Origin of the sequence: Vreelandella subglaciescola (assembly GCF_900142895.1) — a bacterium.
GTDB classification, from domain to species: domain Bacteria; phylum Pseudomonadota; class Gammaproteobacteria; order Pseudomonadales; family Halomonadaceae; genus Vreelandella; species Vreelandella subglaciescola.
Genome location: NZ_LT670847.1, coordinates 1,103,662 through 1,129,690, shown reverse-complemented (window position 1 = coordinate 1,129,690; position 26,029 = coordinate 1,103,662). Strand labels below are relative to the sequence as shown.

Sequence of the window (26,029 nt, the reverse complement as noted above, 5' to 3'; positions counted from 1 at the left end):
GGCCGTGGCTTGGCATACTGCTCACCATGTCACAACGTCCCGATCTTGACCATCTCTCCCCCGACCAGCTCCGCGCACTCGCAGCGGCGCTGTTCGATCGCGTGGAGCATAAAGATCGGACGCTCGTTCACCGCGATGCGGTTATCGAAAAACTGACTCACGAAGTGGCCATTCTCAAGCGCCACCAGTATGCCCAACGCAGCGAACAACGGGACGCGGCTCAGGGCAGCCTGCTGGATGAGCTGGTCGACGGCGACCTTGCCGCCATCGAAGCTGAACTGGCACAGCTAACCGCCGATGACGCACCGGCCCCACCTAAAAAACAGCCCAGGCGGGCGCCACTGCCGCCCGAGCTGCCCCGCACCTTGATCCACCACGAGCCTGAGAACACCCAGTGCCGCTGCGGCTGCCAGCTCAAGCGTGTGGGGGAAGACATCAGTGAAAAGCTGGATTACGTCCCTGGCGAGTTCACGGTCGAGCGCCATATTCGGGGTAAATGGGCCTGTAAACAGTGCGACACCCTAATCCAGGCGCCGGCACCGGCCCAGGTCATCGACAAAGGCATTCCGACTGCCGGGTTGCTGGCTCAAGTGCTGGTCGCCAAATACTCGGATCATTTGCCGCTGTATCGTCAGGAACGTATCTTCGGTCGCGCCGGTCTTACCATCCCGCGTTCCACCCTGGCAGCGTGGGTAGGCAACGGCGGGGTCCAGTTGCAGCCGTTGGTGGATGCACTGAGAGACATCCTTCTGCAACGCAATGTCCTGCACGCCGACGAAACACCGGTCAGCATGCTGGCCCCGGGCAAGAAGAAAACCCATCGCGCCTACGTCTGGGCGTACTGCACGACACCGTTTTCAGATCTCAACGCGGTGATTTACGCGTTCGCCCCCAGCCGCGCCGGTGCGCACGCTCGTACCTTCCTGGGCGACTGGCAAGGCAAGCTGGTCTGCGACGATTATTCAGGTTACAAGGCCGGCTTCGGTAACGGCATCACCGAAATCGGCTGCATGGCTCATGCCCGCCGCAAGTTCTACGACCTTCACCAGACCCATAAGAGCACCCTTGCGGCACAAGCGCTCGAATACATCGGTCAGCTGTACCAGATCGAGCGGGAAGCCAAAGACCTGCCCCCGGATAAACGGCAGTCCATCAGAGATAAAAAGGCCCGGCCCATTGCCGATGCGCTGCATCAATGGATGCTGGCTCAACGACAGAAAGTGCCGGATGGTTCCGGCACCGCCAGGGCGTTGGATTACAGTCTCAAACGCTGGAAAGCGCTGACGCGCTATCTCGATGATGGCGCGGTGCCTATCGATAATAACCGGGTGGAAAACCAGATACGCCCGTGGGCACTGGGGCGTTCCAACTGGCTGTTCGCGGGCTCACTGAGAAGTGGCCAGCGTGCGGCGGCGGTGATGACGCTAATCCAGTCCGCCAAGCTCAATGGGCACGACCCGTATGCCTATCTAAAAGACGTGTTGACGAGGCTGCCGACGCAGAAGAACAACGCCATTGATGAGTTGCTACCGCACAACTGGAAACCGACGGTCATTAGCAAGGCGTGATGGCCGGACGCTTACTGGAAGCGGCGCAACTTGTCGTTGATCAAGGCTATACGCTGAAGGCAGCTTGCGAGGCCATGGGGATAGGCAAAACCACCATGGAATCCTGGGTTCGCAAGCTACGCGCAGAGCGGGCAGGCAATGCGCCGCAAAAAGGTGAAGCGCTGACACCTGAGCAGCGTGAAATTCAGGATTTAAAGCGGCGGCTACGGCGATCTGAGGAAGAAAAGACCATCCTAAAAAAGGCTACCGCTCTCTTGATGTCCGACTCCCTGAGCAATTCTCGTTAATCGAGCGACTTGAAGAGAGCTATGCGGTGCAGCGCTTGTGTAGCGTATTTGGGGTGCACCGCAGCAGTTACCGCGCATGGCGTAACAGAAATACGGTACCAAGCCAGGAAGAGCGAGCCCTGCTGCAGCGAATCGTCGATACCCATGCAGCCAGCAAGGGCTCTGCAGGGGCGCGGAGCATTGCCAAGATGGTGACCCAAGCAGGAGTGCCGCTGAGCCGCTACCGTGCCGGAAAACGGATGAAACGGCTTGGGTTGGCGAGCACACAGCCGCCGCGCCATGCCTACAAAAAGGCGGTGCAGCCGCACCTAGCTATTCCGAATCGGCTCGACCGGCAGTTCGATGTAAAGACGCCCAACAAGGCTTGGACTGGTGACATCACCTATATTTGGACTGGATCACGCTGGGCGTATTTGGCGGTGGTTATTGACCTTTTTTCACGCAAGCCGGTGGGCTGGGCGATGTCGCCGTCACCGGACACAGAGCTCGTTAACAAGGCGTTGATGATGGCGTATGAATCTCGCCATGAACCCAAGAGCGTTCTTTTTCATTCGGACCAAGGTTGCCAATACACCAGCCTGGGTTTCCGGCAATGCCTCTGGCGCTATCAGATGACACAGAGCCTGAGTCGCCGAGGGAATTGCTGGGATAATGCGCCAACGGAACGCTTTTTCAGAAGCCTGAAAACAGAGTGGGTACCAGCAACGGGCTATCTCGATATGGCGGCGGCGAAGCAATCCATCACTAAATATATAATCAGCTACTACAGCTGCCTCAGGCCGCACACACATAACGATGGGCTGCCACCGAATGCGGCAGAAACGACATACTGGAATGCTCAAAAGGCCGTGGCCAAAAACACTTGACCAATACACACCGGGTTAAAGAAGTGCATGCCGACAACCCGCTCAGGATTGTCGCAGACCGCTGCCAGGCGGGTCAGCGACAGTGAAGAGGTGTTAGAGGCCAAGATGGCCTCCGGGGCAAGCGTACTCAGGTCGCGGAACAGCCGTTCCTTGAGCTCAGGGGTTTCCGGTGCGGCTTCAATGATTATTTCGCAGCCGGCGAGTCCTTCTAAAGCCGTCAGGGTGGCCAAGCGCTGCACTGCCGCCTGCCTTTCCTCTTCACTCAACCGCTGTTTGGCGACCAGCTTTTCTAGACCTTTGTTGATAGCACTCCGGGCACGCTCGAGTGCAACCTCCGCCACATCGAAAACCTGTACCTCAAAGCCGCTGGTCATCAGCACCTGGGCGATACCTTGGCCCATGGTGCCAGCGCCTACTACGCCGATCTGCTGCTTGCTCATTCACTCTCTCCTGGGCGGAAGATGACGATTAAAAAAGACTCTTCGATGCTTTATGTGGATTTAGCCTGATTCAGCATGCCACTCACATATTGGGATAGTTCGGCCCTCCGCCACCCTCTGGGGCGACCCAGGTAATATTTTGAGCCGGGTCCTTGATGTCGCAGGTCTTGCAGTGCACGCAGTTTTGGAAGTTGATCTGGAACTGCGGCTTGCCATCATCGTCTTCGACCACCTCATAGACCCCCGCCGGGCAATAGCGTTGAGCCGGTTCGGCATATTCGGGCAGGTTGTCGCGGATCGGCACGGCCGGGTCGTCGAGCTTGAGGTGGCAAGGCTGATCTTCTTCGTGGTTGGTATTGGAGAGAAAGACCGAGGAGAGTATGTCGAAGGACAGCTTGCCGTCGGGCTTGGGGTAGTCGATCTTTTCGAATTCGGCGGCCGGCTTGAGGGTGGCGTAGTCCGGGGTAGCGTCGCGGATATTGGGCAGCTTGCCACCGCCAAACAGCTGATCGACGAAGTTGTAAGCGCCGCCGACTACCGTGCCGTACTTGTGGATCGCCGGGCCAAAGCTGGCACTTTCTTTGAGCTCGGCGTAGGCCCAGCTCTGCTCCCACTTTTCGGTGAAGGTGGTCAGCTCTTGTCCACCTTCATCGCCTGCGGCAATGGCGTCAAATACCGTCTCGGCGGCGATCATGCCGGACTTCATCGCCGTGTGCAGTCCCTTGATCTTGGCGAAGTTCAGGGTGCCGGCGTCGCAGCCGATCAGCAGGCCACCCGGAAAGGTCATTTTAGGCAAGCAGTTGAGGCCACCCTTGGTGAGCGCACGCGCGCCATAGGCGACCCGCTTACCACCGTCGAGATGCTTGGCAAGCACCGGGTGGTGCTTCATGCGCTGGAATTCATCGAATGGCGACAGCCAGGGGTTCTGGTAGGACAGGTCCATGATCAGCCCGACCATAACTTGGCTGTTTTCGCCGTGATAGAGAAACCAGCCACCATGCGTTTTGCTGTCTAGCGGCCAGCCTGAACCGTGTAGTATCAGGCCGGGCTCGTGCTTATCGGCGGGGATGTCCCACAGCTCCTTGAGGCCGATGCCGTAGTGCTGTGGATCGCTGTTCTTGTCCAACGCGAAGCGCTCGATTAGACGCTTACCCAGATGACCACGAGCGCCTTCGGCGAACAGGGTGTACTTGGCGCGCAGCTCCATGCCCGGCGTGTAGCCGTCCTTGGGCTGGCCATCGGCACCGACGCCCATATCACCGACCAAGATGCCGCGGACGGTGCCGTCTTTATCTTGAACCACTTCCTGGGCGGCAAAGCCGGGGAAGATATCAACGCCGAGTTCTTCGGCCTGCTCGGCGAGCCAACGGCACATGTTACCGGCGCTGATCACGTAGCGCGTCTGGCTGCCGCCGGTGTTGTGCATGGTCTTAGGCACAAGGGTGTTGGGCAGCTTCTGGGCCTTGTCGGCACTTCTGAGCAGGTAGAGTTCATCGCGAGTGGCCGGCGTATTGAGCGGTGCGCCGCGTTCTTCCCAGCCCGGGAACAGTTCTTCCAAGGCACGAGGCTCGAACACGGCGCCAGACAGGATGTGAGCACCAACCTCAGACCCCTTCTCAACCACGCAGACGCTTAGCTCTTGCTCAGCCTTATCTGCCTGCTGCATCAGCCGACAAGCGGCAGCTAGCCCGGCGGGGCCGGCACCGACGATAACCACATCGAAATCCATTGATTCGCGTTCGGTTTCCATTGTCATAGGATATCCCAGATAAAGAAGATAGCCGACAGTGACGACATACCCCAATCACTGTCGACAACTAGAAAAAAATCACAGCCGCGCGTCGGGGGGGGGGGGTTAAAGTTTCTGCTCAAGCTCCGGCACGGCCTCGAATAGGTCGGCGACCAAACCGTAGTCCGCCACCTGGAAAATCGGCGCGTCTTCGTCCTTGTTGATCGCCACGATCACCTTGGCATCTTTCATGCCCGCCAGGTGCTGAATGGCGCCAGAAATACCCACCGCGATATACAGCTCGGGCGCGACGATCTTGCCGGTCTGACCGACCTGCATGTCGTTAGGCACGAAGCCAGCGTCTACCGCGGCCCGCGAGGCACCGATGGCGGCGCCCAGCTTGTCGGCGATACCGCTGAGCAGCGTGAAGTTGTCGGCACTGCCCATACCGCGTCCGCCGGAGATCACTACCCGCGCGGCACCCAGCTCGGGGCGGTCGCTCTCGGCCAGCGTTTCCTTGACGAAAGCCGATAGGCCGTTGTCGATGCTCTGCTCAACCGCCTCAATGGTTGCACTACTACCCTCGGCGACCGCATCGAAGCCGGTGGCACGCACAGAGATCACCTTGAGCGCATCGCTGCTCTGTACGGTGGCAATGGCATTACCGGCGTAGATCGGCCGCTTGAAGGTATCAGCGGACTCGACGGCGATGATGTCGGAGATCTGCGCCACGTCCTTCAAGGCTGCGACACGCGGCAGCACGTTCTTGCCATTAGTGGAGGCTGCTGCCAACACGTGGCTGTATTCATCAGCTAGCGAGACCAGAAGATCGCTCAACGGCTCGGCCAGCTGGTGGGTGAAAACGGCGGCATCGGCCACGCGCACCCTGCTCACACCGTCGAGCTTGGCGGCCGCCTCGGCCACGGTGCCAATATTCTCACCGGCTACCAGCACATCAATATCACCGCCAATGGCTCTAGCAGCCGCAACCACATGGGCAGTAGCGCCGGCCAATGCGCCATCCTGATGTTCGGCCAGGACCAGAATCTTCATGAAATCACCTTGGCTTCGCTCTTGAGTTTGTCTACGAGCTCATCGACGGAACTCACCTTGACGCCACCCTGACGCTCTGCAGGTGGTTCGACCTTGAGCAGTGCAAGCTTGCTGGCCACCTCGACGCCCAGCTCGTCCGGGGTCTTGACGTCCAGCGGCTTTTTCTTGGCCTTCATGATGTCAGGTAACTTCGCATAGCGTGGCACGTTCAGGCGCAGGTCAGCGGTAACAACCGCCGGCAAGGTTAGCTCAAGGGTCTGCAGACCGCCGTCGATCTCTCGCGTCACCTGGAGCTTGCTATCTTCGACCGTAATGTCGGAAGCGAAGGTACCTTGGGCACGCCCAGTCAGTGCAGCCAGCATCTGGCCGGTCTGGTTGTTGTCGGTGTCGATGGCCTGCTTGCCAAGAATTACCAGCTCAGGCTGTTCCTCCTCGACCAACTTGGCCAGCGCCTTGGCGGCCCCCAGCGACTCGACGCGCTCATCAGTCTGTACGTGAATGGCACGATCGGCACCCAGCGCCAATGCCGTACGCAGCTGCTCCTGGGCGGCCTTGGGGCCGACGGTCACGGCAACCACTTCGCTGGCAACGCCTTTCTCCTTCAGCCGCACCGCCTCTTCCACGGCAATCTCGCAGAAGGGGTTCATGGCCATTTTGACGTTGGTGAGATCGACATCCGATTGATCCGGTTTGACCCGAATCTTGACGTTGTAATCGATGACGCGTTTTATCGCGACGAGTACTTTCATTGGGAAAGGCTCCATTCAAATATCCATGGCGGATTTGAGACCATCATATTTTGCACAGGTCCCGGATTCGGGGCTTTTTTTTGTTGGAACAGAGGTGGCTCTTAGTGTGCAAGACCAGCAGCGCATAGATGGAACAGGACAACAAAGGGGCAACGTCGTGTATCTAGCTACTCAGCCTGGGAACCAGCCTTGAGCTCTACCTCCACGAAGGCGAACGGCTCTCTGCCATCATTGATGACGTTGTGTTCGGTGCCCGCCTGGCGAGTGTAAGACTCACCTATGGTGAGAGTGACCTGTCGCTCGCCCTGGGGAGTTTGCAGCTGCATGCTGCCGTCAGCGACCGGCACCACCACGTAATCATGACCGTGGGTGTGCCAACCGGTTTCGCTGCCTGGAGGAAAGTCCCAGCGGGTGACGATAACCTGGTGGTTGTCGAGTTGGACGCAGGCGGTGGCCTTCTCTCTTTGTGTCGTCATGGATGGCTCCTGATGAGCATGCACGGTGAAGAGTGGTTTACATCGGGCTTATGTCTGCATATTGAAGGCTACCGTGTCTGTGCAGCGGTTGAGCCTAGACATTGGTAGTAGATAATTTACATTATAATTGACGAAAAGCAAAAGTGTAGATACTTTTATAAAACAATCATCATTCCCGACGGAGAATCCGACATGACCGTGCTGACTCAGCTTCCTGAAACTGCCATGCCTCTGCCTGCCAATATTCAAGGCTTTACCCTAGCGCCATCCACCCACTCTACTCGCCTGCTGCAGCTGACCATCAGCCGCTCAGTGGTTGAGACTTTCCTCGAGGCGGTAGCGGAGTGGCCAGTGCAGGCGCTTGAGTACAAGTCGATGCTGCGTTTCAGAGTCGCCAAAATTCTGGATGACCTGTGCGACAACACCTTGCAGGCGGTGCTGGTCAACACTCTGGTGGATCGCAATACCGGCGGTCTGCAGGTAGTTCCCGAAGGGCTCGACAGCGTCGAGCAGGCCGAGGACATGGTCAAGGTCGCTACCGCCGTGGCTCACCTAATGGGGCGCTCCAATTTCGACGCCATGAGCAGCCAGTACTATGCACGCTTCGTGGTCAAGAACGTGGACAGCTCCGACAGCTACCTGCGTCAGCCGCACCGGGTGATGGAGCTACATAACGACGGTACTTTCGTCGAGCAGGACACCGACTATGTGCTGATGATGAAGCTCGACGAGCAGAATATGGAAGGTGGCAACTCGCTGCTGCTGCATCTGGACGACTGGGAAGATTTGGAGCGCTTCTATCACCATCCGCTGGCCCATCGCGAAATGCGCTGGAGCGTACCGCCAAGCAAGAACGTGGGCAAAGACGTCTACCATGCGGTGTTCGATGTCGATAATAACGGCCGGCCGATCATGGCCTATATCGATCAGTTTGTGCAGCCCCAGGATTTTGAAGAAGGCAACTGGCTGACCGATCTATCGAAATCGCTGGAAAACAGCCCGGCGATTCTGTCGGTGCCCAACCCGGTAGGCAGCTTCCTGCTGATTAACAACCATTTCTGGCTGCACGGTCGCGATCGCTTCACCGCGCATCCGGATCTGCGCCGCGAGCTGATGCGCCAGCGCGGATGCTTTACCCATGCCAGCACGCTCAGCTCCCGCCAGGCTTGATGTTGACGGCGCAGCGCTTGTGGATATGAAGTGACGAATGCCACGCTCAACGGCGTGGCATTTGCCGTTCAGCAGACTTTTCTATTCAGCATCTAAAGGCAACCGATGTACGACTTCATCATCATTGGCGGTGGCATCCTGGGGATGTCTACTGCCATGCAGCTCAAGCAGGCCTACCCCGATCGCCGCATGTTGTTGGTAGAGAAGGAGGACGCACCCGCGCGCCACCAGACGGGGCATAACAGCGGCGTGATCCATGCCGGCGTTTACTACACGCCGGGCAGTCTCAAGGCGCAGTTTTGCTTGGCGGGCAATCGCGCGACTCGCGAGTTTTGCGATGCCCACGATGTCGCCTATGACATCTGCGGCAAGCTGTTGGTTGCCACCAGCGAGATGGAAATGCAGCGCATGCAGGCGTTGTGGGAACGCACTGAAGCCAACGGGCTCGAGCGCGAATGGCTCAGCGCGGATAACCTGCGCGAACGCGAGCCGAATATTACCGGTATCGGCGGCATTCTAGTGCCCTCCAGCGGCATCGTCGATTACTCCGCTGTAACCCGGGCCATGGCCGCCGAGTTCGAACGCATGGGTGGCGAGGTCCGCTACTCCAGCGAGGTCACCGCTATTGAAGAACGCAACCGAGAGGTGGTAGTGACCACCCGCCAGGATGAGTTCAATAGCCGTTATCTGGTGTCCTGTTCGGGACTGATGGCCGATCGGGTCGTGCGCATGCTGGGCAAGGATCCGGGGTTCACCATCTGTCCTTTCCGCGGCGAGTATTACCTATTACCGGAGCAGCATAACCAGATCGTCAATCATCTGATCTACCCGGTTCCGGATCCGTCGATGCCGTTCCTCGGTGTGCACCTGACGCGCATGATCGATGGCACCGTGACGGTTGGCCCTAATGCAGTGCTGGCACTCAAACGTGAAGGCTATCGTCGCCGCGATATCTCGCCGCGCGACCTGGCAGGCATGTTGACTAATCCGGGCATTCTCAAGGTGCTGAAGGCGAACCTGAAGCCCGGCCTCGTCGAAATGAAAAACTCGCTGTACAAGAAGGGTTACCTGGAACTGGTGAACAAGTACTGCCCGAGCCTGACACTTGATGATCTCACCCCCTATCCGGCGGGCGTTCGGGCCCAAGCAGTGTCGCGTGACGGCAAGCTGGTGGACGACTTTCTATTCGTTAACACCCCGCGCACGATCAACGTTGGCAACGCACCGTCGCCGGCGGCCACCTCGGCGCTGCCGATCGGCGCGCATATAGTCAACAAGGTGAAGGCGCAGGTTGAGGCCGGGTGATATTTTACAAATGTCGATAGCCTTATATGACTAGGGGGCGTTAACAATTAGGCCAGCCATATAACCGCTGACACGAGACAGAGTAGTGACTGGTAGTTTCTTGCCAGTCGCTCATAGCGTGTAGCCAATCGCCTGAACTGCTTGATTTTCTGAAAGAACCTCTCTACCAGATTGCGATCTTTGTAGCAGTGCCAGTCTACTTCGATGTGCGCCAAGCGATTCTTTTTCGGAGGAATCACCGGCTCTGCACCCACGGCCTGAATAAGGTCCCGCAAAGCAGTGGAATCGTATCCCTTGTCGCCCAGCACCGCTTGCGGGGAAAAACCGTCTAGTAACGCGGGAGCGGCACCATACTCCGATGCCTGGCCCGGTGTAAGAACCAACCGTACCGGGTTACCCAGCGCATCGACCGCGGCATGGATCTTGGTGCTCAAGCCCCCTCGAGACGTGCCCATGGCTTCCGCGTTCTGAGCGGTTTTTTTGCCGCTCCCTGTTGATGGACCCTGACAATACTGCCATCGATCATCAGCTGTTCCAGGTCGGGATCATCGGCTAGCGTGTCGAAAATCTGCTGCCATACCCCCTTCTTACACCAGCGGTTATAGCGCATATAGGCAGTATGCCAACGACCAAAGGCGTCGGGTAGATCGCGCCAAGGAGCGCCTGTCCGGGCAATCCAGAGAATGGCTTCTACGAATAGCCGATTGTCCTTGGCTGTCACCCCGCGGTCCGAGGCCTTGCCGTGAAGGAGGGGCTCAATTCGACGCCATTGATCATCACGCAGGAGTAGCCGAGCCATAGTCTATCCTCAAATCTTTCCATGCTAAATCAGTTCAACGCTCATCATCAATTGTTAACGCCCCCTAAAGAAATTAACAAAAATATCGACATAAAGCATGGAATGGTTGAGGTTGGTGAGTCACGGGTTGTGTTAGTTTTACGATCCAGTGTAGCCAATCACAATAATATTTTGGACGGAACGGAGAAGCATCATGCGAGCTATTCGATACGCCTTGGCAGCGTCAGCCATTGCGATAGCGCCGCTGGCAGCGGCCCAGCAAGTGTCTATTGCCACCGGCGGTACCGGCGGCACTTATTACCCCTACGGCGGCGGCCTTGCCGAACTGATCAACAAGCATCTCGAGGGCTATAACGCCGTGGCCGAAGTGACCGGCGCCTCGGTAGAAAACATGGGACTGGTGTGGCGCGGTGATTCCGACGTTGCACTGGCGCTGGCCGATACGGTCTATCAGGCCTACAACGGCACTGATGCTTTTGAAGGGCGCCAGCTCGACAATATTCGCGCCCTAGCATCTATCTATCCCAATGCCGTGCAGCTCGTCACCATGGCCGACTCTGACGTCGAGTCCTTGGCTGATCTCAAGGGCAAAACGATTTCCGTCGGCGCCCCGGGTAGTGGCACCGAGCTCAATGTCCGAGCGCTGCTCGAGTCAAACGCCATTACCTATGACGATATCGATCCGCGACGTTTGAACTTCAACGAGACGGCGGATGCTATCCGCAATGGCGATATCGAAGCCGGTTTCTGGAGCGTAGGACCGCCGACCAGTTCGATCCTCAACCTGGCCACCACTCGCGATGTGCGTCTTGTCAGCCTGAGTGAAGAGGAAATCCGCAACGCCATGGACGAAGAACCGGTGTTCGCCCCTTATGAACTGCGTGCCGGCATGTACGACGGCATGGACGAGGCGGTGCAGACCATCGGCATTCCCAACGTGCTGGTCGCCAGCAGCGAGCTGGATGATGAGGTGGCGTATCAGATCACCAAGCTGCTGTTCGAACGTACCGACGAGCTGATCGCCATCCATCCGGCAGCCAATGACACTACCGTCGAGTTCAGCGTCAACTCCACGCCGATCCCCTTCCATGAGGGCGCGCTGCGCTACTATGAGGAAGTCGGGACAGAAGTGGCCGACCATCAGCGCCAGTGATTCGGGTGCGTCAGCGTGTCGAGTGTAACCAGAATCATCAAAGCAAATGATAAGGGGCGAGCCGTGAGGCTCGACCTCTTGTTATTGAAGCCCGTTTTTTTGCTATTAGGCATCCTGCTGCTGATAGGGCTGGCCATGCCGGCGCAGGCCAACAGTAAAGAAAGAGATGGCTGGAACTGGTGGCTGCAGGTTGCCGAGTCCGACGGCGAGTTGCTGGTGAGCATGCCGATGCCTGTTGGTGCCGGCTGGTGCCTAGCCTGGAATCACTCGGTGGAAGGCTTCACAGTGCACGACTGCTATCGCAATCAGGCCGGTCGAATGGTGCTTGAGCGCAGTCATCTGCCGGATTTTGCCGCCGGGCTGGATCATATTCCCGGCCGGGGACGACAGATCTCCGACGGCCAGGGCGGCTACTGGATCGAAGACATCAACGAGGCGGTACCGGACAATCGCTATCGGCTGCGCGTCGGCAGTCTAAAGGTAAACCATCGGCTGGTCAGCCACGGAGAGCCCGGGCTAGCCCAGTTAACCCGGCTGTTTGAAGACGCCGAGCAGACCCGCTGCGTGGTACTGGCACCAAGGATGGAGGCTAGGGCTGAAACTAGGACTGAAAGCAGTGCTGAAGCCAGAATGGACGCTGGAGCGGCCACGGTGATTTCTCTGAGTAATCTGGCCGCCAACCAAGGCGTTACGGTTCAGCTAGTGGCCAGCACATCTTGTTATCAGAGGCGCTCCTGAGAGCGCCGCAACGGTGAGACTATCTCCATGAGCGAAACGGCGGCATCCCCTGCCATTCCTGCCATTCCTGGCAGTCAGGCCAATCACTCGCGCTCCGTGCTGTGGCTGATCAGTCTGGTGGCCATTGCGCTATCGCTGTTCCAGTTGTATTCCGCCGGCATCGAACCGCTGGGCCTGTTTTATCAGCGCAGCATCCACCTGTCGCTGATCATGATGCTGGCCTTTCTGATGTTTCCAGTGTTCGGGGCCGAGCACAAACGCGGGCTATTTGGCGGGGCTATCGACCTTGCATTCTTCGCCGGCGCGGTGATTACCGGCGGCTATCTGATATTGAACCTCGATGCCATCTTCCAGCGCGCCGGTTTCTGGAGCCAGACCGATATTGTGATCGGCTGCATCGCCACGCTGACCGTGCTCGAGGCCAGCCGGCGCGCGGTAGGGCTTAGCATGATGGTCATCGGTATCATCGCCATCCTGTATGCCCTTGCCGGACCGCGCGGTGAGCTGCCTTGGCTCGGCCAGTTTTTGCCCGGCGTACTGGAGCATCGCGGCTATAACATCGATCGTTTGGCAAGCCAGCTCTATCTCGGGCAAGAGGGCATTTTTAGTCTACCCATGGGCGTGGCAGCGACCTACATCTTCATCTTCGTGCTGTTCGGGGCCTTTCTCGAGATCACCGGCGCGGGCAAGTTCTTCATTGACCTGGCCTATGCCGCCACCGGCGGCCAGCGCGGCGGCCCTGCCAAGGCGGCGGTCATCGCCTCGGCCGGCATGGGCTCGATCTCCGGCAGTGCCATTGCGAACGTGGTGACCACAGGTGCTTTTACCATTCCGCTGATGAAGCGCCTGGGCTACAAGCCGAAACAGGCCGGCGGCATTGAAGCCGCGGCCTCGACCGGTGGGCAGATCATGCCACCCCTGATGGGCGCGGGCGCGTTCTTGATTGCCGAATACACTCGGATGCCATATCTCGATATTGTCAAGGTCAGCATCTTCCCGGCGATCATGTACTTCGCCACCGTGTATCTGTTTGTGCACATCATTGCACTGAAGCAGGGCATGCAGGGCATGACCAAGGATGAGCTGCCGAAGGTGCGCGATGTGATGTCCGCCGGCTGGCATTTCCTGTTGCCGCTGGCGGTACTGGTGTGGCTGCTGGTAATGAACCTGTCACCGATGCGGGTGGGCTACTACGCGATTATCACCATGCTGGCGGTGGCGGTGCTGCGCTTTGCGGTGTCGTTCTTGTTTGTCGCACCGAAACGCGGCGAGCCGGTGACGTCCACACGCCTATGGGAGGCGATCAAGGCCGGTGTCATCAAGCTACTGCAGGGACTCGAGCTCGGTGCGCGCAACGCCGTGTCGGTGTCCATGGCCTGTGCGGTGGCCGGCATCATCGTCGGCGTGGTAGGGCTGACCGGGCTGGGGCTCAAATTCTCGTCGATGATGCTGGCCTTCTCCGGTGGCAACCTGCTGCTGGCGCTGGTCCTTGTGCTGATGGCGAGCCTAGTGCTGGGCATGGGACTACCGGTAACCGCCAGCTACATCGTGCTGATCGTGTTGGTGGGGCCAGCGCTGTCCAACGAGTTTGGCGTGCCGCTGCTGGTCGCTCACCTGGTGGTTTTCTGGTACTCCCAGGACTCCAACGTGACGCCGCCGATTGCACTTGCCGGCTTCGCCGGGGCGGCGATCGCCGGGGCCAAGCCGATGCCCACCAGCTTTCAGGCCTGGAAATTCGCCAAGGGCCTGTATCTAATTCCGCTGTTTATGGTCTACAACCCCGAAATCATCATCGGCGGTCCGCTGCCGCTGCTGATCTGGACCGGCCTGAGCGGGCTGCTGGCGCTGGGTGCCTTCGCCGCGGCGCTAGAGGGCTACCTGTTCGCGCGCTTGTCGGTGGTATCACGTATCGTGTTGCTGCCCGCTATCGTGGGTGTGTTCTACCCGAGTCTGGCGGCCGAGGCCGCCGGGGTGGTGGTGATGCTTGCGATCATTACCGGCAACTGGCTAGCCAGCCGCCGCGAGCTTCCCGCCGGCGCCTGACCGACTCCCTATATCAACAGGCGCTACGTTGAGCCCCCACTTGCAGTTCAACTGCGAGCGGGAGATTAGATTTTACGGTACGCGTTCAGTTATGAAGAGAACTCAGTCTTGAATGCCCTTGTCGCTTGCCTCGACTACGGCCTCAGTACCGTCGCCACTATTTTCATCGCCTGGCGGCTGTGCCGATGGTGGTAGCTGGTGGCTATTTCGGCCATTGCTGGGAACCTTACGATTTTTGGATGCTGACACCGTTGTCGATCACCCCGGAAGTGCTCCGAATGCAGGCCGCACTGACGCTGATTCCTCTACTTGTTAACCGACCCCGTGCTGGGACTCTGGTCAATGCGCCGGCTGGATAGTCAGGAAGACTAAGGCCGGCTTCCAGTCGGCGTCAGATCAGCTCAATAGCGACCGCTGTTGCCTCGCCACCGCCGATGCAGAGCGCGGCAACGCCCCGCTTCAGACCTTTTTGCTGCAAGGCGTTCATCAATGTGATCATAATGCGCGAGCCAGAAGAACCGATGGGGTGCCCCAGAGCACAGGCGCCGCCGTAGACGTTCACCTTATCCGCATCCAATTCCAGCTCGTTGATCGCCAGTAGGGACACCACAGCGAAGGCTTCGTTGACTTCGTATAGGTCGACGTCATTCTTATTCCAGCCTGCTTTTTTCAGCACTTTTTCGATGGCGCCGATCGGGGCTAGGGTGAACTCTTCCGGCACCTGGGCGTGGGTGGCGTGGGCGACAGTTTTTGCCTGAGCGGTCAAGCCTCGGGCTTTTGCTTCTTCACTGGAGGCCAGCACCAGCGCTGAGGCGCCGTCACTGATGGAACTGGCGTTAGCGGCTGTCACGGTGCCGTCTTTCTGGAACGCCGGTTTCAGTGTCGGAATTTTCTCGGGGCATGCATTACCTGGCTGTTCGTCGATGTCCACCTGAGTATCGCCACCGCGACCAGACACAGTGACCGCGCTAATCTCCGGCTCGAACCAACCCTTGTTAATGGCGGCGTTAGCGCGCTCCAGCGACTGAATGGCGAAATCGTCCATCTGCTCACGGGTGATTTTATAATCGTCAGCGCTCTGTTGCGCGAACACACCCATCAGGCTGCCGTCGTAGGCGTCTTCCAGGCCATCTAGGAACATGCTGTCCATTACTTGGCCGTGGCCCATGCGCATGCCGGCGCGGGCCTTGGGTAGCAGGTACGGTGCCTGGCTCATGTTTTCCATGCCACCGGCTATCATGATGTTGTTGGTGCCGGCTTTGATCTGGTCGTGGGCCATGATGACCGCTTGCATGCCGGAGCCACACATTTTGTTGATGGTGCTGCAGCCGGCGCTGTCAGAGATGCCGGACGCTCGTGAGGCTTGGCGCGCGGGGGCCTGGCCAAGGCCTGCTGGCAATACGCATCCCATGATCACCTCGTCGATGTCGACCGGTTTCAGTCCGGAGCGTTCGATGGCGGCTCTTATCGCTACAGCGCCCAGCTGCGGTGAGGATACGCTGCTCAACGAGCCCATCATGCCACCCATGGGGGTGCGGGCGGCGCCGGCAATGACTACGGTGTTGTCACTCATCGTTATGTGTCCCATCTGTCAGTCAGAAAATGTGTTTGATATTTCCAAAAATCACGCCCGCCCCAAGATTGAGCGTGCAATGACCTCCTTCATGATTTCTGAGGTTCCGCCGTAAATACGTTGCACCCGCGCATCTGCAAAGGCCCGTGAAATCGGGTATTCGCTGGTGTAACCGTACCGCCAAACAGCTGCAGGTAGCCGTCGGTTACCCGGCACTGCATTTCCGTTGCGCTGCAGCATCTTGAGCATCAACGCCCCTCATAGGGACTCTGCTCGGCCAACTCTCGCTGCATAACCTTCTCGGTATAGTCGACGCCGTAGCGCATCCGGGACCAGCTATAGAGCACCAAACCAAATAGCATCCAGCCAACAAAAATTGACCATTCGGTCAGTGTCAGCGCCGAGGGACTACCCGGCATGTAGAGTCCGATCATCAGTACTGACATCAGTACCGACAGCGTTCCCACCGTCTTGCCCCGATAAACACGGAAAGGACGCGGCATGTCCGGCTCGCGCAGGCGCAGCAGTACAAAGGATAGCGACACGCACAGGTACGCAACGACAATGCCGAGGCCGCCGGCGACCACCAGCCACACCAGCGCCTGCCGGCCGAAGAAGGGCGCGATCGAGGAGAACAGGCCCATCAACAGGATGGCGTTGGTCGGGGTGCGATGCTTGGGGTGCAGCTTGGCCAGGAAGGCCGGCAGCATGCCGGAGTGCGCCAGGGCGTAGATGGCCCGAGAGCCGCCGATGTAGAAAGCGTTCCAGCTGGTGATGATGCCCGCGATGCCGGCCAGGATCATCAGGTTGCCGGCCCAGGGCGCCTGGAAGACCGCCTGCATGGCATCCGGCACCGCCAGGGAACTCGCGCCCAGCGCCTCGGGGTCGAGCATCAGCGCGGTGCCCAGGATGATGAAGGAGTACCAGAACACCGCCAGGATCACCGAGATCATCAGCACGCGTCCGATCTCCTTGAACGGCAGGTCGATCTCCTCGGCCGCCTGGGGGATCACGTCGAAGCCGACGAACATGAAGGGCACCATGATGATCACCATCATGATGCCACCCATCACGCCCTCCTCGACGCTGAACAGCGGCTGCATGGTCTCGGTGCTGCCCTGGAAGAGGGCGCCGGTGATGAACATCACGCCGACCGCCAGGATCAGCAGGGTCACGACCTTCTGCACCAGGGCGGCGGTGCGCACGCCGATGTAGTTGATCCACATCATCAGCATCGACCCGGCCACGCCGACGGCGACCCAGGTGGCCTTCACGTCCCAGCCGGCGATGTTCCACATCTGGCCCACGGCGTAGTTCGGAAAGAGGTGCTCCACCACGGTGGGCAACGCCACAGCCTCGAAGGCCACCACGCTCACGTAGCCCAGGGTGATGGCCCAGGTGCAGAGAAAGGAGGCGAAGTGCCCCATCGCCCGATAGCTGTAGACGTGCTCGCCCCCGACCTGGGGCATCGCCGAGGCGAGTTCCGCGTAGGTCAGCCCCACCAGCACCACGACCGTGCCGCCGAGCAGGAAAGCAGTAATGGCACCGAGACTGCCTGCGGACTGGATCCAGCCTCCCGTCAGCACGATCCAGCCCCAGCCGATCATGGCGCCGAAGGCCAATGCCAGCACGTCTGTGCGCGCCAATACTCGCGAAAACTCTACGCCGCCTTGCGGTTGATTACTCATATCGCAGTTCCTCTCGTAAGCCTTAATATGGCTAGGCGATGGATAAAATATCTTTTATTCTAAATAACATCGACAATACGCTTGCATAACTTAACCTTACCGTCGAGAAAAATGTCATCTGGTACCTATATCTTTGGTCGAATATGGAATATATAAAGAGATTCCTTGGCCGCAGAAACTGGGTGCAACACCTGACCATGCCGCTATGGCGTTGCTCCATGTCATATGTCGAACTTAGTATTGAAGAGCGCGCCACCATCCAAGTCAGCCGCACTCAAGGCATGAGCCTGAAGCACATTGCCCGGCTTCTTGAGCGCGCTCCCTCTACCACCTCCCGTGAAGTACGCCGTAACCAGGCTGATCAGCGTGCTTACTGTGCCCGGCATGCTCAGCAGCAGTGGCAAAAGCGACGTATACTGTGCCGCCCAAGGTGCAAGCTGATGCCCGGCACTGAGCGCTTTGAACTGATGATCCATATGCTGCGTCGGCGGTTGTTTCCCGAGCAGATTAGCGGCAAGCTCAAGGCCATGGACATACCCGACCGGCGCCATGCTTATGTTTGTCGCGAAACGATCTACAACACCATTTATGCCTTGCCCGTTGGCCAGCTCCGCAAGGAGCTGATCCATTGCCTGCGCCAAGGTAAAAAAACGCACAAATCACGCCATGGCGACGTTGATCGTCGGGGCCAAATCCTGAACATGGTCAGCATCCGCCCATGTAATAAGCTATCGAGTGTTCCGTTATGATGGTGGTATAATTTCTATTATTTACTGTTTTATGGACACAATACCTGTATGGACAACACTCCCCGGCAGAATCTAGGCATCAGTGCCTATCGCTGGTTGAAAAACGACATTATTAGAGGCGTATATCAACCCGGTGAAAAACTGTTGATGAGCCGCCTGAAAGATACCTACAGCTTAGGTATCAGCCCATTACGTGAAGCCCTTTCGCAGCTAGTGGCGGAGCATCTAGTGGTGGCGAGAAGCCAACGTGGTTATCAGGTCGCACCCATGTCGCTGGCCGAACTCCAAGATATCTACGACGCCCGCGCCCAACTCGAAGCCATGATCCTCAAACTGGGCATTGAACGCGGTGACGATATATGGGAAGCGGAAATTCTGGCCAAAGCTCATGCATTGGCCAAGGTCACCGAAGTCAACACACCAGATGACCTCCTGGAGATATGGGATTCCCGACATAAAGATTTTCATAGCGCTATTGCCGCCGGGTGCAATTCGCCGCATTTACTCCAAGTTCGCGAAGGTCTGTTCGATAAGGTGGAGCGTTATCGCCACCTTTGGCTGCGGGAAACGGTATTTTCCGATGCCGCCCTTGAAAAAAAGCGTCAGGAACACACCGCTCTGGTCAACGTCATTCTAGCGCGAGAGACCCAGCTTGCGACCGATATGGTACGCGAACACCTGATGACACCGGTGCCCATCATTACCGGGGTAATGCGTCGCCAAGGCATGGCTTGAAAACAGGCGGGCAAAAGTGTAGAAATTTTAAAATAATAGCGATACATTGGTGCCATGCTGGATTTCGAGGTTTTATCGTCATCTGAATCTTTTGCCTAGATCGCGCCAAGGAGTTACGCCATGACCCACTTCAACTGGGATGATCCACTACTGTTGGAACAGCAGTTGACCGACGAGGAGCGCCAAATTCGCGACGTCGCGCATGACTACTGCCAAGAAAACCTGCAGCCGCGCGTGTTATCAGCGTTTCGTGAAGAGCGCTTCGATCGTGAAATTATGTCCGAGATGGGCGAGCTCGGCCTACTGGGCGCGACAGTATCGCCGGAATACGGTGGTGCGGGCGTCAATCACGTTGCGTATGGCCTGATAGCTCGCGAGGTAGAGCGCATTGATTCAGGCTATCGCTCGGCCATGAGCGTGCAGTCGTCGCTAGTGATGTACCCAATAGAAGCCTATGGCTCGGAAGATCAGAAGCAAAAGTTTCTGCCCAAGCTTGCCAGCGGCGAGATAGTCGGCTGTTTCGGTCTAACCGAACCTGACCACGGCTCTGATCCAGGCTCAATGGTCACACGTGCCGAAAAAGTTGACGGTGGCTATCGCCTCACCGGCGCCAAAACCTGGATCACCAACAGTCCTATAGCCGACGTTGCGGTTGTATGGGCCAAATCTGCCGCCCACAATAACCACATTAAAGGCTTTATCGTTGAGCGTGGCGTTGAGGGTTTCACCACTCCCAAAATAGAGGGAAAGATCTCGCTACGTGCTTCTATCACCGGGGAAATCGTACTGGATAACGCTTTTGTCCCGGAAGAAAACCTGTTGCCCAACGTGGAAGGCCTAAAAGGTCCTTTCGGCTGCCTAAACAAGGCACGCTACGGCATTGCTTGGGGCGTGATGGGCAGCGCTGAATTCTGCTGGCATGCTGCGCGTCAATACACTCTGGATCGCAAACAGTTCGGACGCCCCCTGGCCGCCAACCAGCTGATCCAGAAAAAACTCGCTGACATGCAGACCGATGTCACCCTGGGCTTGCAGACTGCTCTTCAGGTCGGGCGCTTGATGGATAGCGATAACTGGGCACCGGAGATGGTCTCGCTGGTGAAGCGCAATAATTGCGGCAAGGCCCTGGACATTGCCCGTCAATCTCGGGACATGCATGGCGGAAATGGTGTCTCAGATGAGTACGGCGTGATCCGCCATATGGTCAACCTGGAGTCGGTCAACACCTACGAAGGCACCCATGATATTCATGCCTTGATCCTGGGCCGCACCCAGACCGGTATTCAGGCGTTTTTCTGAATGAATGAGTCTATGAACGATACCTCTATACCCAAGCCGCTAGCCGGGGTCAAGGTGCTCGATCTTTCTCGGGTGCTGGCCGGTCCTTGGTGTGGCCAGTTGTTGGCTGACATGGGCGCCGACGTGATCAAGGTTGAGCGCCCCGGCAGCGGCGATGATACTCGCCACTGGGGGCCACCGTGGCTCCCGGGCACTAGGGAGTCTGCATATTACCTCTCTGCCAATCGCGGCAAGCGCTCGGTTACGGTAGACATGGCCAAACCCGAAGGCCAACAGCTAATCAAACAGCTGGTGGCTCAGTCCGACGTCTTGCTGGAAAATTTCAAGGTCGACGGACTGGCGAAATACGGACTGGATTACCTTAGTCTCAAGACCGAAAACCCGCGTTTGATCTACTGTTCGATCACGGGCTTCGGGCAACAAAGTCCATACTCTCACCGTGCCGGCTACGACTTCATGATTCAAGCCATGGGCGGCATCATGAGCCTGACCGGTCAGTCGGACGATACTCCCGGAGGCGGCCCGATGAAAACCGGTGTGGCGACGGCAGACATCTTTACCGGCCTGTATGCCGCCAATGCGATTCTCGCGGCCCTGTTTCAACGCGAACGCAGCAATAGCGGTACGCATATCGACATGGCGCTGATGGATGTTCAAGTCGGGGTACTTGCCAATCAGGCATTGAACTACCTGACCTCTCATCAGGTACCGCAACGCTTGGGCAACGCACACCCCAATATTGTGCCTTATCAAGCGTTCGCTACAGCAGATGGCCACATGATCCTTGCTGTAGGTAACGACGACCAGTTCCAGCGCTGCTGCACAGTACTCGAACTGAGTGCGCTACCTCACGATCCGCGCTTTGTCAGTAATGGCGCACGAGTGGCTAACCGCGAACACCTGATACCTACCCTTCAGGCTGCCTTCTTACGTCATGACACCGCGCATTGGCTGGCGGCGCTGGAAGCCGTAGGTGTCCCCAGCGGGCCGATCAACACCTTGGACCGGGTTTTCGATGATCCCCATGTCAAGGCGCGCCAACTCAAGCAAACCTTGCCTCACCCTCAAGCCGGACAGGTGAACTTGGTTTCCAACCCGATTCGCTTCAATGATATTGCCTTGAATGCCGATATACCCCCACCCGGCCTGGGCCAGCACACGCATCAGATTCTTGAAGAAATGCTACAACTCGATGCACAACAAATCGCCATATTGAAGCAACAAGGTATCATCTGATGCTTTATCATTTTTTTTGCCCTTAGGCGGGCCTTGGGAGACACACTATTCATGTCACACTCGATAACAAACCTAACATCTCCAGGCGCGTCTACGCTGCCGGAAAGCCTGGCTGATCTCGTCATACCCAAAGCCTATATCAATGGCCAGTGGCACAGAGGAACGCATACCTTTGCCGTGACCAACCCGGCCAATGGTGAAGCGCTGGCTCAGGTGCCGGATATGGGCGCCGAGGAAGCTCGAGAAGCGATTGCCGCGGCAGATCAGGCTTTCCCGGCATGGCGTAAAAAGACCGCCAAGGAGCGCTCCAGCCTGCTGCGTCGCTGGTTTGACGCGATTATGGCGCATCAGGAAGAACTCGCGCAGCTGATGACGCTGGAGCAGGGCAAACCCTTGGCAGAGTCCCGGGGTGAGGTCGCCTACGGCGCCAGTTTTGTCGAATATTACGCCGAAGAAGCCAAACGGGTTGCCGGAGAAACCTTGCCCGGCCACGGGGTCGATAAGCGCATTTTGGTATTCCGCGAGCCTATCGGCGTTGTGACGGCGATTACTCCCTGGAATTTCCCTCTGGCGATGATTACCCGCAAGTGTGCGCCGGCACTGGCGGTAGGTTGCAGCGTGGTAATCAAGCCGGCAGAGGCCACGCCTCTCACTGCCCTGGCACTCGCCAAACTCGCCGAGGACGCCGGGCTGCCTGCCGGGGTGCTCAATGTGATTACCGCCTCACAGGGCGCCGACGTCGGCAAAGTGCTGAGCACCGACCCCCGGGTACGCAAGATCTCCTTCACCGGCTCTACTGCCGTGGGCAAGAAATTGTTATCCCAGTGTGCCGATACCGTCAAGAAGGCCTCCATGGAGCTCGGCGGTAACGCCCCCTTTATCGTTTTTGACGATGCGGACCTGGACGCGGCGGTGGAGGGAGCACTGGTCTCCAAATACCGTAATTCCGGCCAGACCTGCGTGTGCACCAATCGCTTTCTGGTGCAAGACGGCGTCTATGATGCCTTCCTCGACAAGCTGGCGGCGCGGGTCAAGGCGCTCAAGGTGGGCAATGGGCTGGAAGACGGCGTCGTCCAGGGGCCATTGATCAATCAAGCGGCGGTGGAAAAAGTCCAGACGCATATCAACGATGCCCTGGATAAAGGTGGCCGCCTGGTTTGCGGGGGTAAACCCCACGCTCTTGGGGGCACCTTCTTCGAGCCCACGGTGATCGCGGACGTAGACGAGAGCATGCAGGTAGCGCACGACGAAACGTTCGGCCCCTTGGCCCCGGTGTTTCGCTTTACCACCGACGAGGAGGCCGTTGCCTCAGCCAATGCCACGGAATCTGGCCTGGCGGCCTACTTCTACGCCCGGGATTACCGGCGTATCTGGCATGTCTCGGAAAGCCTGGAATACGGCATGGTGTCGGTCAATGAAGGGCTTCTGTCCACAGAGCTTGCCCCTTTCGGTGGGGTCAAGGAGTCCGGCCTGGGGCGTGAGGGTTCACGGTACGGGTTGGAAGAATACACGGAGCTTAAATACGTCTGTATCGGTGGTCTTTAACGATCCTGTTCTTAGGAGAACATCATGAATAACGCACAGCTCAACGAACTCAAGAATCGCTACGTGGCCAACGGTGCCGCCAGCGCGTCGACGCAATTCGCCGACCACGCAGAAAATGCAGAACTATGGGATGCGGATGGCGAGCGCTTCATCGATTTCGCTGGGGGCATCGGCGTGCTCAACCTGGGCCATCGTCACCCCAAAGTGGTTGAGGCCGTCAAAGCCCAGCTCGATAAATTGATGCACACCTGCCAGACGGTGATGCCTTATGCGCCTTATGTACAGCTTGCCGAGAAGCTGTGTCATCTGTCACCGGTCAAGAACGACGCCAAGGCGATGCTGGTCAACGCTGGCGCCGAAGCGTTGGAAAACGCCGTCAAGATCGCCCGAGTCGCCACCGGGCGCAGCGGCGTGATCTGCTTTGACGGCAGCTTCCATGGCCGCACTTTTATGACGTTGGCGATGACCGGTAAGGTGCTGCCTTACAAAAATGACTTTGGCCCGATGCCAGGGGATGTGTTCCGCGCACCCTTCCCCAATGCCTACCATGGCATTAGCGATGAAGACGCGCTAAATGGGCTGAAGAAAGTGTTTAAAACTGATCTTGCCCCAAGCCGTACCGCCGCTATCGTTATCGAGCCGGTACAGGGCGAAGGGGGCTTCTATGCAGCGTCCCCTGCGTTTCTCAAGGCCCTGCGCGCGTTATGCGACGAACACGGCATTCTGCTGATCGTCGATGAAGTGCAGTCCGGTTTCGCGCGTACGGGCAAGTTTTTTGCGTTGGAGCATACCGACGTGCAGGCGGACATCATGACCATGGCCAAGAGCCTGGCAAACGGCATGCCGCTGTCTGCAGTGGTCGGTAGCGCAACGGTGATGGATGCCGCCGGGCCCAGCTCATTGGGCGGTACCTACAGCGGCAACCCCTTATCCTGTGCCGCGGCTCTGGCAGTGATCGACGTCATTGAGGAAGACAACCTATTGGAAAAGAGTGAGGCGCTAGGCAACAAGCTCTCTCAGCGCTTTGAGACCTGGCAGGGGCAATTCGATGCCGTCGATAATACGCGTCACCTGGGCGCCATGGCCGCCTTCGAGCTGGTCACCGACAAAGCATCGCGCACACCGGATCCTAAATTAGCAGCGGCGCTGTGTGCCAAAGCTAAGGAGAAAGGCTTGATTTTGCTCTCCTGCGGGTTCTGGGGAAATTCGATCCGTATCCTGGTACCGATTACCGTCAGCGATGAAGTGCTGGAGGAAGGGCTGGATATCATCGAGAATAGCCTTGAAGAGTTAGTCAAGGTAGAGGCGACTGCTACAAATTGAGTACCTGCAAAGCTCCGCTTGGCTTTTGTTGCTAGACGAGCTGCTCTTGCCCAGTAGCTGTGGCACCTCTATATGAACGAAGTACACTGATGAGGTGCCACATGGCAAGGCAAACGCCTCCCATAAAGAAAACACGTGCCCACTACATATCGAGGCGATGTCCATGACCGGTCGCACGCGCGTCACAACCTACTGGCCACGCTCACGCCCGAACAGGAGGAGGTGCTGATCGCTTTTCGCCAACTTCCTCGGCTCATCCTGGATGACCTCCTCGTCATGGCGCGCGAGTTTCTGAATCCTCGGCTGTCGCGCTCAGGCCTGCACCGTATGCTCAAGCGGCGCAAAGTGCCGACGCTGGCAGAACTGGCTCGGAAGGACGCCGGAGAGGGTGAAAAGCCTCGGCACAAGCCCTGCAAGGACTACGAACCAAGCTACGTGCACATCGACATCAAACATCTGCCTCAGATGCCCGACGAGAAGCAGAAGCACTACCTGTACGTTGCCATCAACCGTGCTACGCGCTGGGTCTATCTGGACGTCAGGCGTAGTCAGTCCGCGCAGGATGCACGGGCGTTCATGAAGCGGGTGAAGGCGAAAGCTCCCTTCAAGATCCAGATGGTGCTGACGGATAACGGCAAATCATTCACCGACCGCTTCACGCGGGCGGGTGAGCGTAAGCCCAACGGTCGCCATCTATTTGGCCAAGAGTGCCATGCCCATGGCATTTAGCACCGCTTGATCAAGCCGGGACGCCCTCAGACGAACGGCATGGTGGAACGCTTCAATGGCCGTATCAGCAACGTGCTGGCGATTCGTCGCTATATTTCCTGGAACAGACATTCAACCGCTATGCTTGGCTGTACAATTATCATATTCTGCAGGAGGCGCTGCACCATCAAGCGCCGCTAGCTGCAATGAAGCCCCCTCTGTCAGCCTAGTTGTCCAGCTGGCGATTTCGCCTAAATTAACATCAGAATGGGCGGCATAGGATGGTTCATGCCACGTTATTCCAAGGAACGTAAAGCCGCGGTGCTGAAGAAACTATTACCGCCAGAAAACCGTAGTGTGGCGTCGGTCGCCGCCGAGGAAGGCATAGCGAACGCAACCCTGTATGGTTGGCTGAAAACATGCCGACAACAAGGAGTGCCTGTGCCAGGCAAGCGTAAGACCGGAGACGAATGGTCGGCTGATGCCAAGCTGGCCGTGGTGATTGAAACAGCTCCCCTGTCGGAGACCGAGCTTGGCGCCTATTGCCGGGAAAAGGGCGTATATCCTGAGCAGGTGCAGCGCTGGAAAGACGCCTGCCTCCAAGGCGCCGATCGGCACGAAGATCAGGAAAAAACGGCCCAAAAACAGCGTAAAGAAGACCGCCAGACGATCAAGAAGCTGACGTCGGAGGTTCGCCGTAAAGACCGGGCCTTGGCGGAGACGACCTCGTTACTGGTGCTGTCAAAAAAGCTCGAAGCCTTGTACGGCGAAGACCCGGACAACGAGGACAACTGACG

21 protein-coding genes and 3 pseudogenes are annotated in these 26,029 nt (G+C 58.0%); 15 read left to right on the top strand and 9 right to left on the bottom strand.

Translation table 11 applies throughout. The features are described from left to right. Positions 1-26: 26 nt before the first annotated feature. Both tnpC and B5495_RS05210 read left to right on the top strand, forming a co-directional pair. Positions 27-1,568: an IS66 family transposase gene (gene tnpC / locus B5495_RS05215; RefSeq protein WP_079551892.1), complete on the top strand. Its 1,542-nt coding sequence runs from the start codon at positions 27-29 to the stop codon at positions 1,566-1,568. Then, a protein-coding gene (locus B5495_RS05210) for an IS3 family transposase (RefSeq protein ID WP_154045228.1) occupies positions 1,568-2,721 on the top strand; the annotation gives its coding sequence in 2 pieces (ribosomal slippage) (positions 1,568-1,802 and positions 1,802-2,721; 1,155 coding nt in all). The genes tnpC and B5495_RS05210 overlap by 1 nt, the downstream gene beginning before the upstream one ends. Here B5495_RS05210 and B5495_RS05205 read toward each other — a convergent pair. The 5 genes from B5495_RS05205 to B5495_RS05185 all read right to left on the bottom strand — a co-directional run bounded on the left by B5495_RS05205 (position 2,694) and on the right by B5495_RS05185 (position 7,168). Beyond that, complete coding sequence (locus B5495_RS05205) at positions 2,694-3,161, bottom strand: 3-hydroxyacyl-CoA dehydrogenase family protein (protein WP_079551891.1); 468 nt, start codon at positions 3,159-3,161, stop codon at positions 2,694-2,696. The genes B5495_RS05210 and B5495_RS05205 overlap by 28 nt on opposite strands. A gap of 82 nt (positions 3,162-3,243) precedes the next feature. Next, positions 3,244-4,911 carry an electron transfer flavoprotein-ubiquinone oxidoreductase gene (locus B5495_RS05200; RefSeq protein WP_079551889.1) on the bottom strand — a complete coding sequence of 556 codons (1,668 nt, stop codon included), beginning with the start codon at positions 4,909-4,911 and terminating at the stop codon, positions 3,244-3,246. A 105-nt stretch (positions 4,912-5,016) separates the two neighbouring features. Further along, on the bottom strand, positions 5,017-5,943 hold the full coding sequence (locus B5495_RS05195; RefSeq protein WP_079551887.1) for an electron transfer flavoprotein subunit alpha/FixB family protein: 927 nt from the start codon (positions 5,941-5,943) through the stop codon (positions 5,017-5,019). After that, a complete protein-coding gene (locus B5495_RS05190; RefSeq protein ID WP_079551885.1) occupies positions 5,940-6,692 on the bottom strand; it encodes an electron transfer flavoprotein subunit beta/FixA family protein in 753 nt (250 codons plus the stop codon). The genes B5495_RS05195 and B5495_RS05190 overlap by 4 nt, the downstream gene beginning before the upstream one ends. Before the next feature lie 167 nt (positions 6,693-6,859). Then, entirely contained in the window at positions 6,860-7,168 is a 309-nt protein-coding gene (locus B5495_RS05185; protein ID WP_079551884.1) for a cupin domain-containing protein, read from the bottom strand. A gap of 192 nt (positions 7,169-7,360) precedes the next feature. Between B5495_RS05185 and glaH the strand changes: the two genes are divergently transcribed. Then, positions 7,361-8,338 carry a glutarate dioxygenase GlaH gene (gene glaH / locus B5495_RS05180; protein ID WP_079551882.1) on the top strand — a complete coding sequence of 326 codons (978 nt, stop codon included), beginning with the start codon at positions 7,361-7,363 and terminating at the stop codon, positions 8,336-8,338. 105 nt (positions 8,339-8,443) lie between these two features. Further along, a complete protein-coding gene (gene lhgO / locus B5495_RS05175; protein WP_079551880.1) occupies positions 8,444-9,643 on the top strand; it encodes an L-2-hydroxyglutarate oxidase in 1,200 nt (399 codons plus the stop codon). Between the two features lie 47 nt (positions 9,644-9,690). Here the strand turns inward: lhgO and B5495_RS05170 are convergent. Further along, a protein-coding gene (locus B5495_RS05170; RefSeq protein WP_231897195.1) for an IS5 family transposase occupies positions 9,691-10,442 on the bottom strand; the annotation gives its coding sequence in 2 pieces (ribosomal slippage) (positions 9,691-10,136 and positions 10,136-10,442; 753 coding nt in all). 193 nt (positions 10,443-10,635) lie between these two features. Here B5495_RS05170 and B5495_RS05165 point away from each other — a divergent pair. The 3 genes from B5495_RS05165 to B5495_RS05155 all read left to right on the top strand — a co-directional run bounded on the left by B5495_RS05165 (position 10,636) and on the right by B5495_RS05155 (position 14,376). Then, a complete protein-coding gene (locus B5495_RS05165; protein ID WP_079551877.1) occupies positions 10,636-11,595 on the top strand; it encodes a TAXI family TRAP transporter solute-binding subunit in 960 nt (319 codons plus the stop codon). A gap of 63 nt (positions 11,596-11,658) precedes the next feature. Then, the gene (locus B5495_RS05160; RefSeq protein ID WP_422822023.1) at positions 11,659-12,333 is read left to right on the top strand and encodes a DUF1850 domain-containing protein; all 675 of its coding nucleotides are present in this window, start codon (positions 11,659-11,661) and stop codon (positions 12,331-12,333) included. A gap of 27 nt (positions 12,334-12,360) precedes the next feature. After that, positions 12,361-14,376: a TRAP transporter permease gene (locus B5495_RS05155; protein WP_079551875.1), complete on the top strand. Its 2,016-nt coding sequence runs from the start codon at positions 12,361-12,363 to the stop codon at positions 14,374-14,376. A gap of 391 nt (positions 14,377-14,767) precedes the next feature. Here B5495_RS05155 and B5495_RS05150 read toward each other — a convergent pair whose 3' ends face one another. The 3 genes and pseudogenes from B5495_RS05150 to B5495_RS05140 all read right to left on the bottom strand — a co-directional run bounded on the left by B5495_RS05150 (position 14,768) and on the right by B5495_RS05140 (position 17,637). Next, complete coding sequence (locus B5495_RS05150) at positions 14,768-15,949, bottom strand: thiolase family protein (protein ID WP_079551873.1); 1,182 nt, start codon at positions 15,947-15,949, stop codon at positions 14,768-14,770. Positions 15,950-16,000: 51 nt separating this feature from the next. Then, a pseudogene (locus tag B5495_RS05145) lies at positions 16,001-16,176 on the bottom strand (acyl-CoA dehydrogenase family protein); the annotation flags it as partial. 21 nt (positions 16,177-16,197) lie between these two features. After that, on the bottom strand, positions 16,198-17,637 hold the full coding sequence (locus B5495_RS05140; RefSeq protein WP_079551871.1) for an APC family permease: 1,440 nt from the start codon (positions 17,635-17,637) through the stop codon (positions 16,198-16,200). 218 nt (positions 17,638-17,855) lie between these two features. Between B5495_RS05140 and B5495_RS05135 the strand changes: the two are divergent. The 8 genes and pseudogenes from B5495_RS05135 to B5495_RS05100 all read left to right on the top strand — a co-directional run. Further along, a pseudogene (locus tag B5495_RS05135) lies at positions 17,856-18,350 on the top strand (transposase); the annotation flags it as partial. Between the two features lie 84 nt (positions 18,351-18,434). Then, positions 18,435-19,121 carry a DNA-binding transcriptional regulator CsiR gene (gene csiR, locus B5495_RS05130; protein WP_079551869.1) on the top strand — a complete coding sequence of 229 codons (687 nt, stop codon included), beginning with the start codon at positions 18,435-18,437 and terminating at the stop codon, positions 19,119-19,121. A 120-nt stretch (positions 19,122-19,241) separates the two neighbouring features. Next, positions 19,242-20,420: an acyl-CoA dehydrogenase gene (locus tag B5495_RS05125; RefSeq protein WP_079551868.1), complete on the top strand. Its 1,179-nt coding sequence runs from the start codon at positions 19,242-19,244 to the stop codon at positions 20,418-20,420. Between the two features lie 12 nt (positions 20,421-20,432). Beyond that, positions 20,433-21,656, top strand: a complete 1,224-nt coding sequence (locus tag B5495_RS05120; protein WP_154045227.1) for a CaiB/BaiF CoA transferase family protein — start codon at positions 20,433-20,435, stop codon at positions 21,654-21,656. Positions 21,657-21,707: 51 nt separating this feature from the next. Then, positions 21,708-23,201, top strand: a complete 1,494-nt coding sequence (locus B5495_RS05115; RefSeq protein WP_079551864.1) for an NAD-dependent succinate-semialdehyde dehydrogenase — start codon at positions 21,708-21,710, stop codon at positions 23,199-23,201. A gap of 24 nt (positions 23,202-23,225) precedes the next feature. Continuing rightward, positions 23,226-24,524 (top strand): 4-aminobutyrate--2-oxoglutarate transaminase, encoded by a 1,299-nt coding sequence (gabT, locus tag B5495_RS05110; protein ID WP_079551862.1) that lies wholly within the window; start codon positions 23,226-23,228, stop codon positions 24,522-24,524. Positions 24,525-24,671: 147 nt separating this feature from the next. Further along, a pseudogene (locus B5495_RS05105) lies at positions 24,672-25,444 on the top strand (DDE-type integrase/transposase/recombinase); the annotation flags it as partial. 76 nt (positions 25,445-25,520) lie between these two features. Continuing rightward, the gene (locus B5495_RS05100; protein ID WP_154045226.1) at positions 25,521-26,027 is read left to right on the top strand and encodes a hypothetical protein; all 507 of its coding nucleotides are present in this window, start codon (positions 25,521-25,523) and stop codon (positions 26,025-26,027) included. Positions 26,028-26,029: the final 2 nt, after the last annotated feature.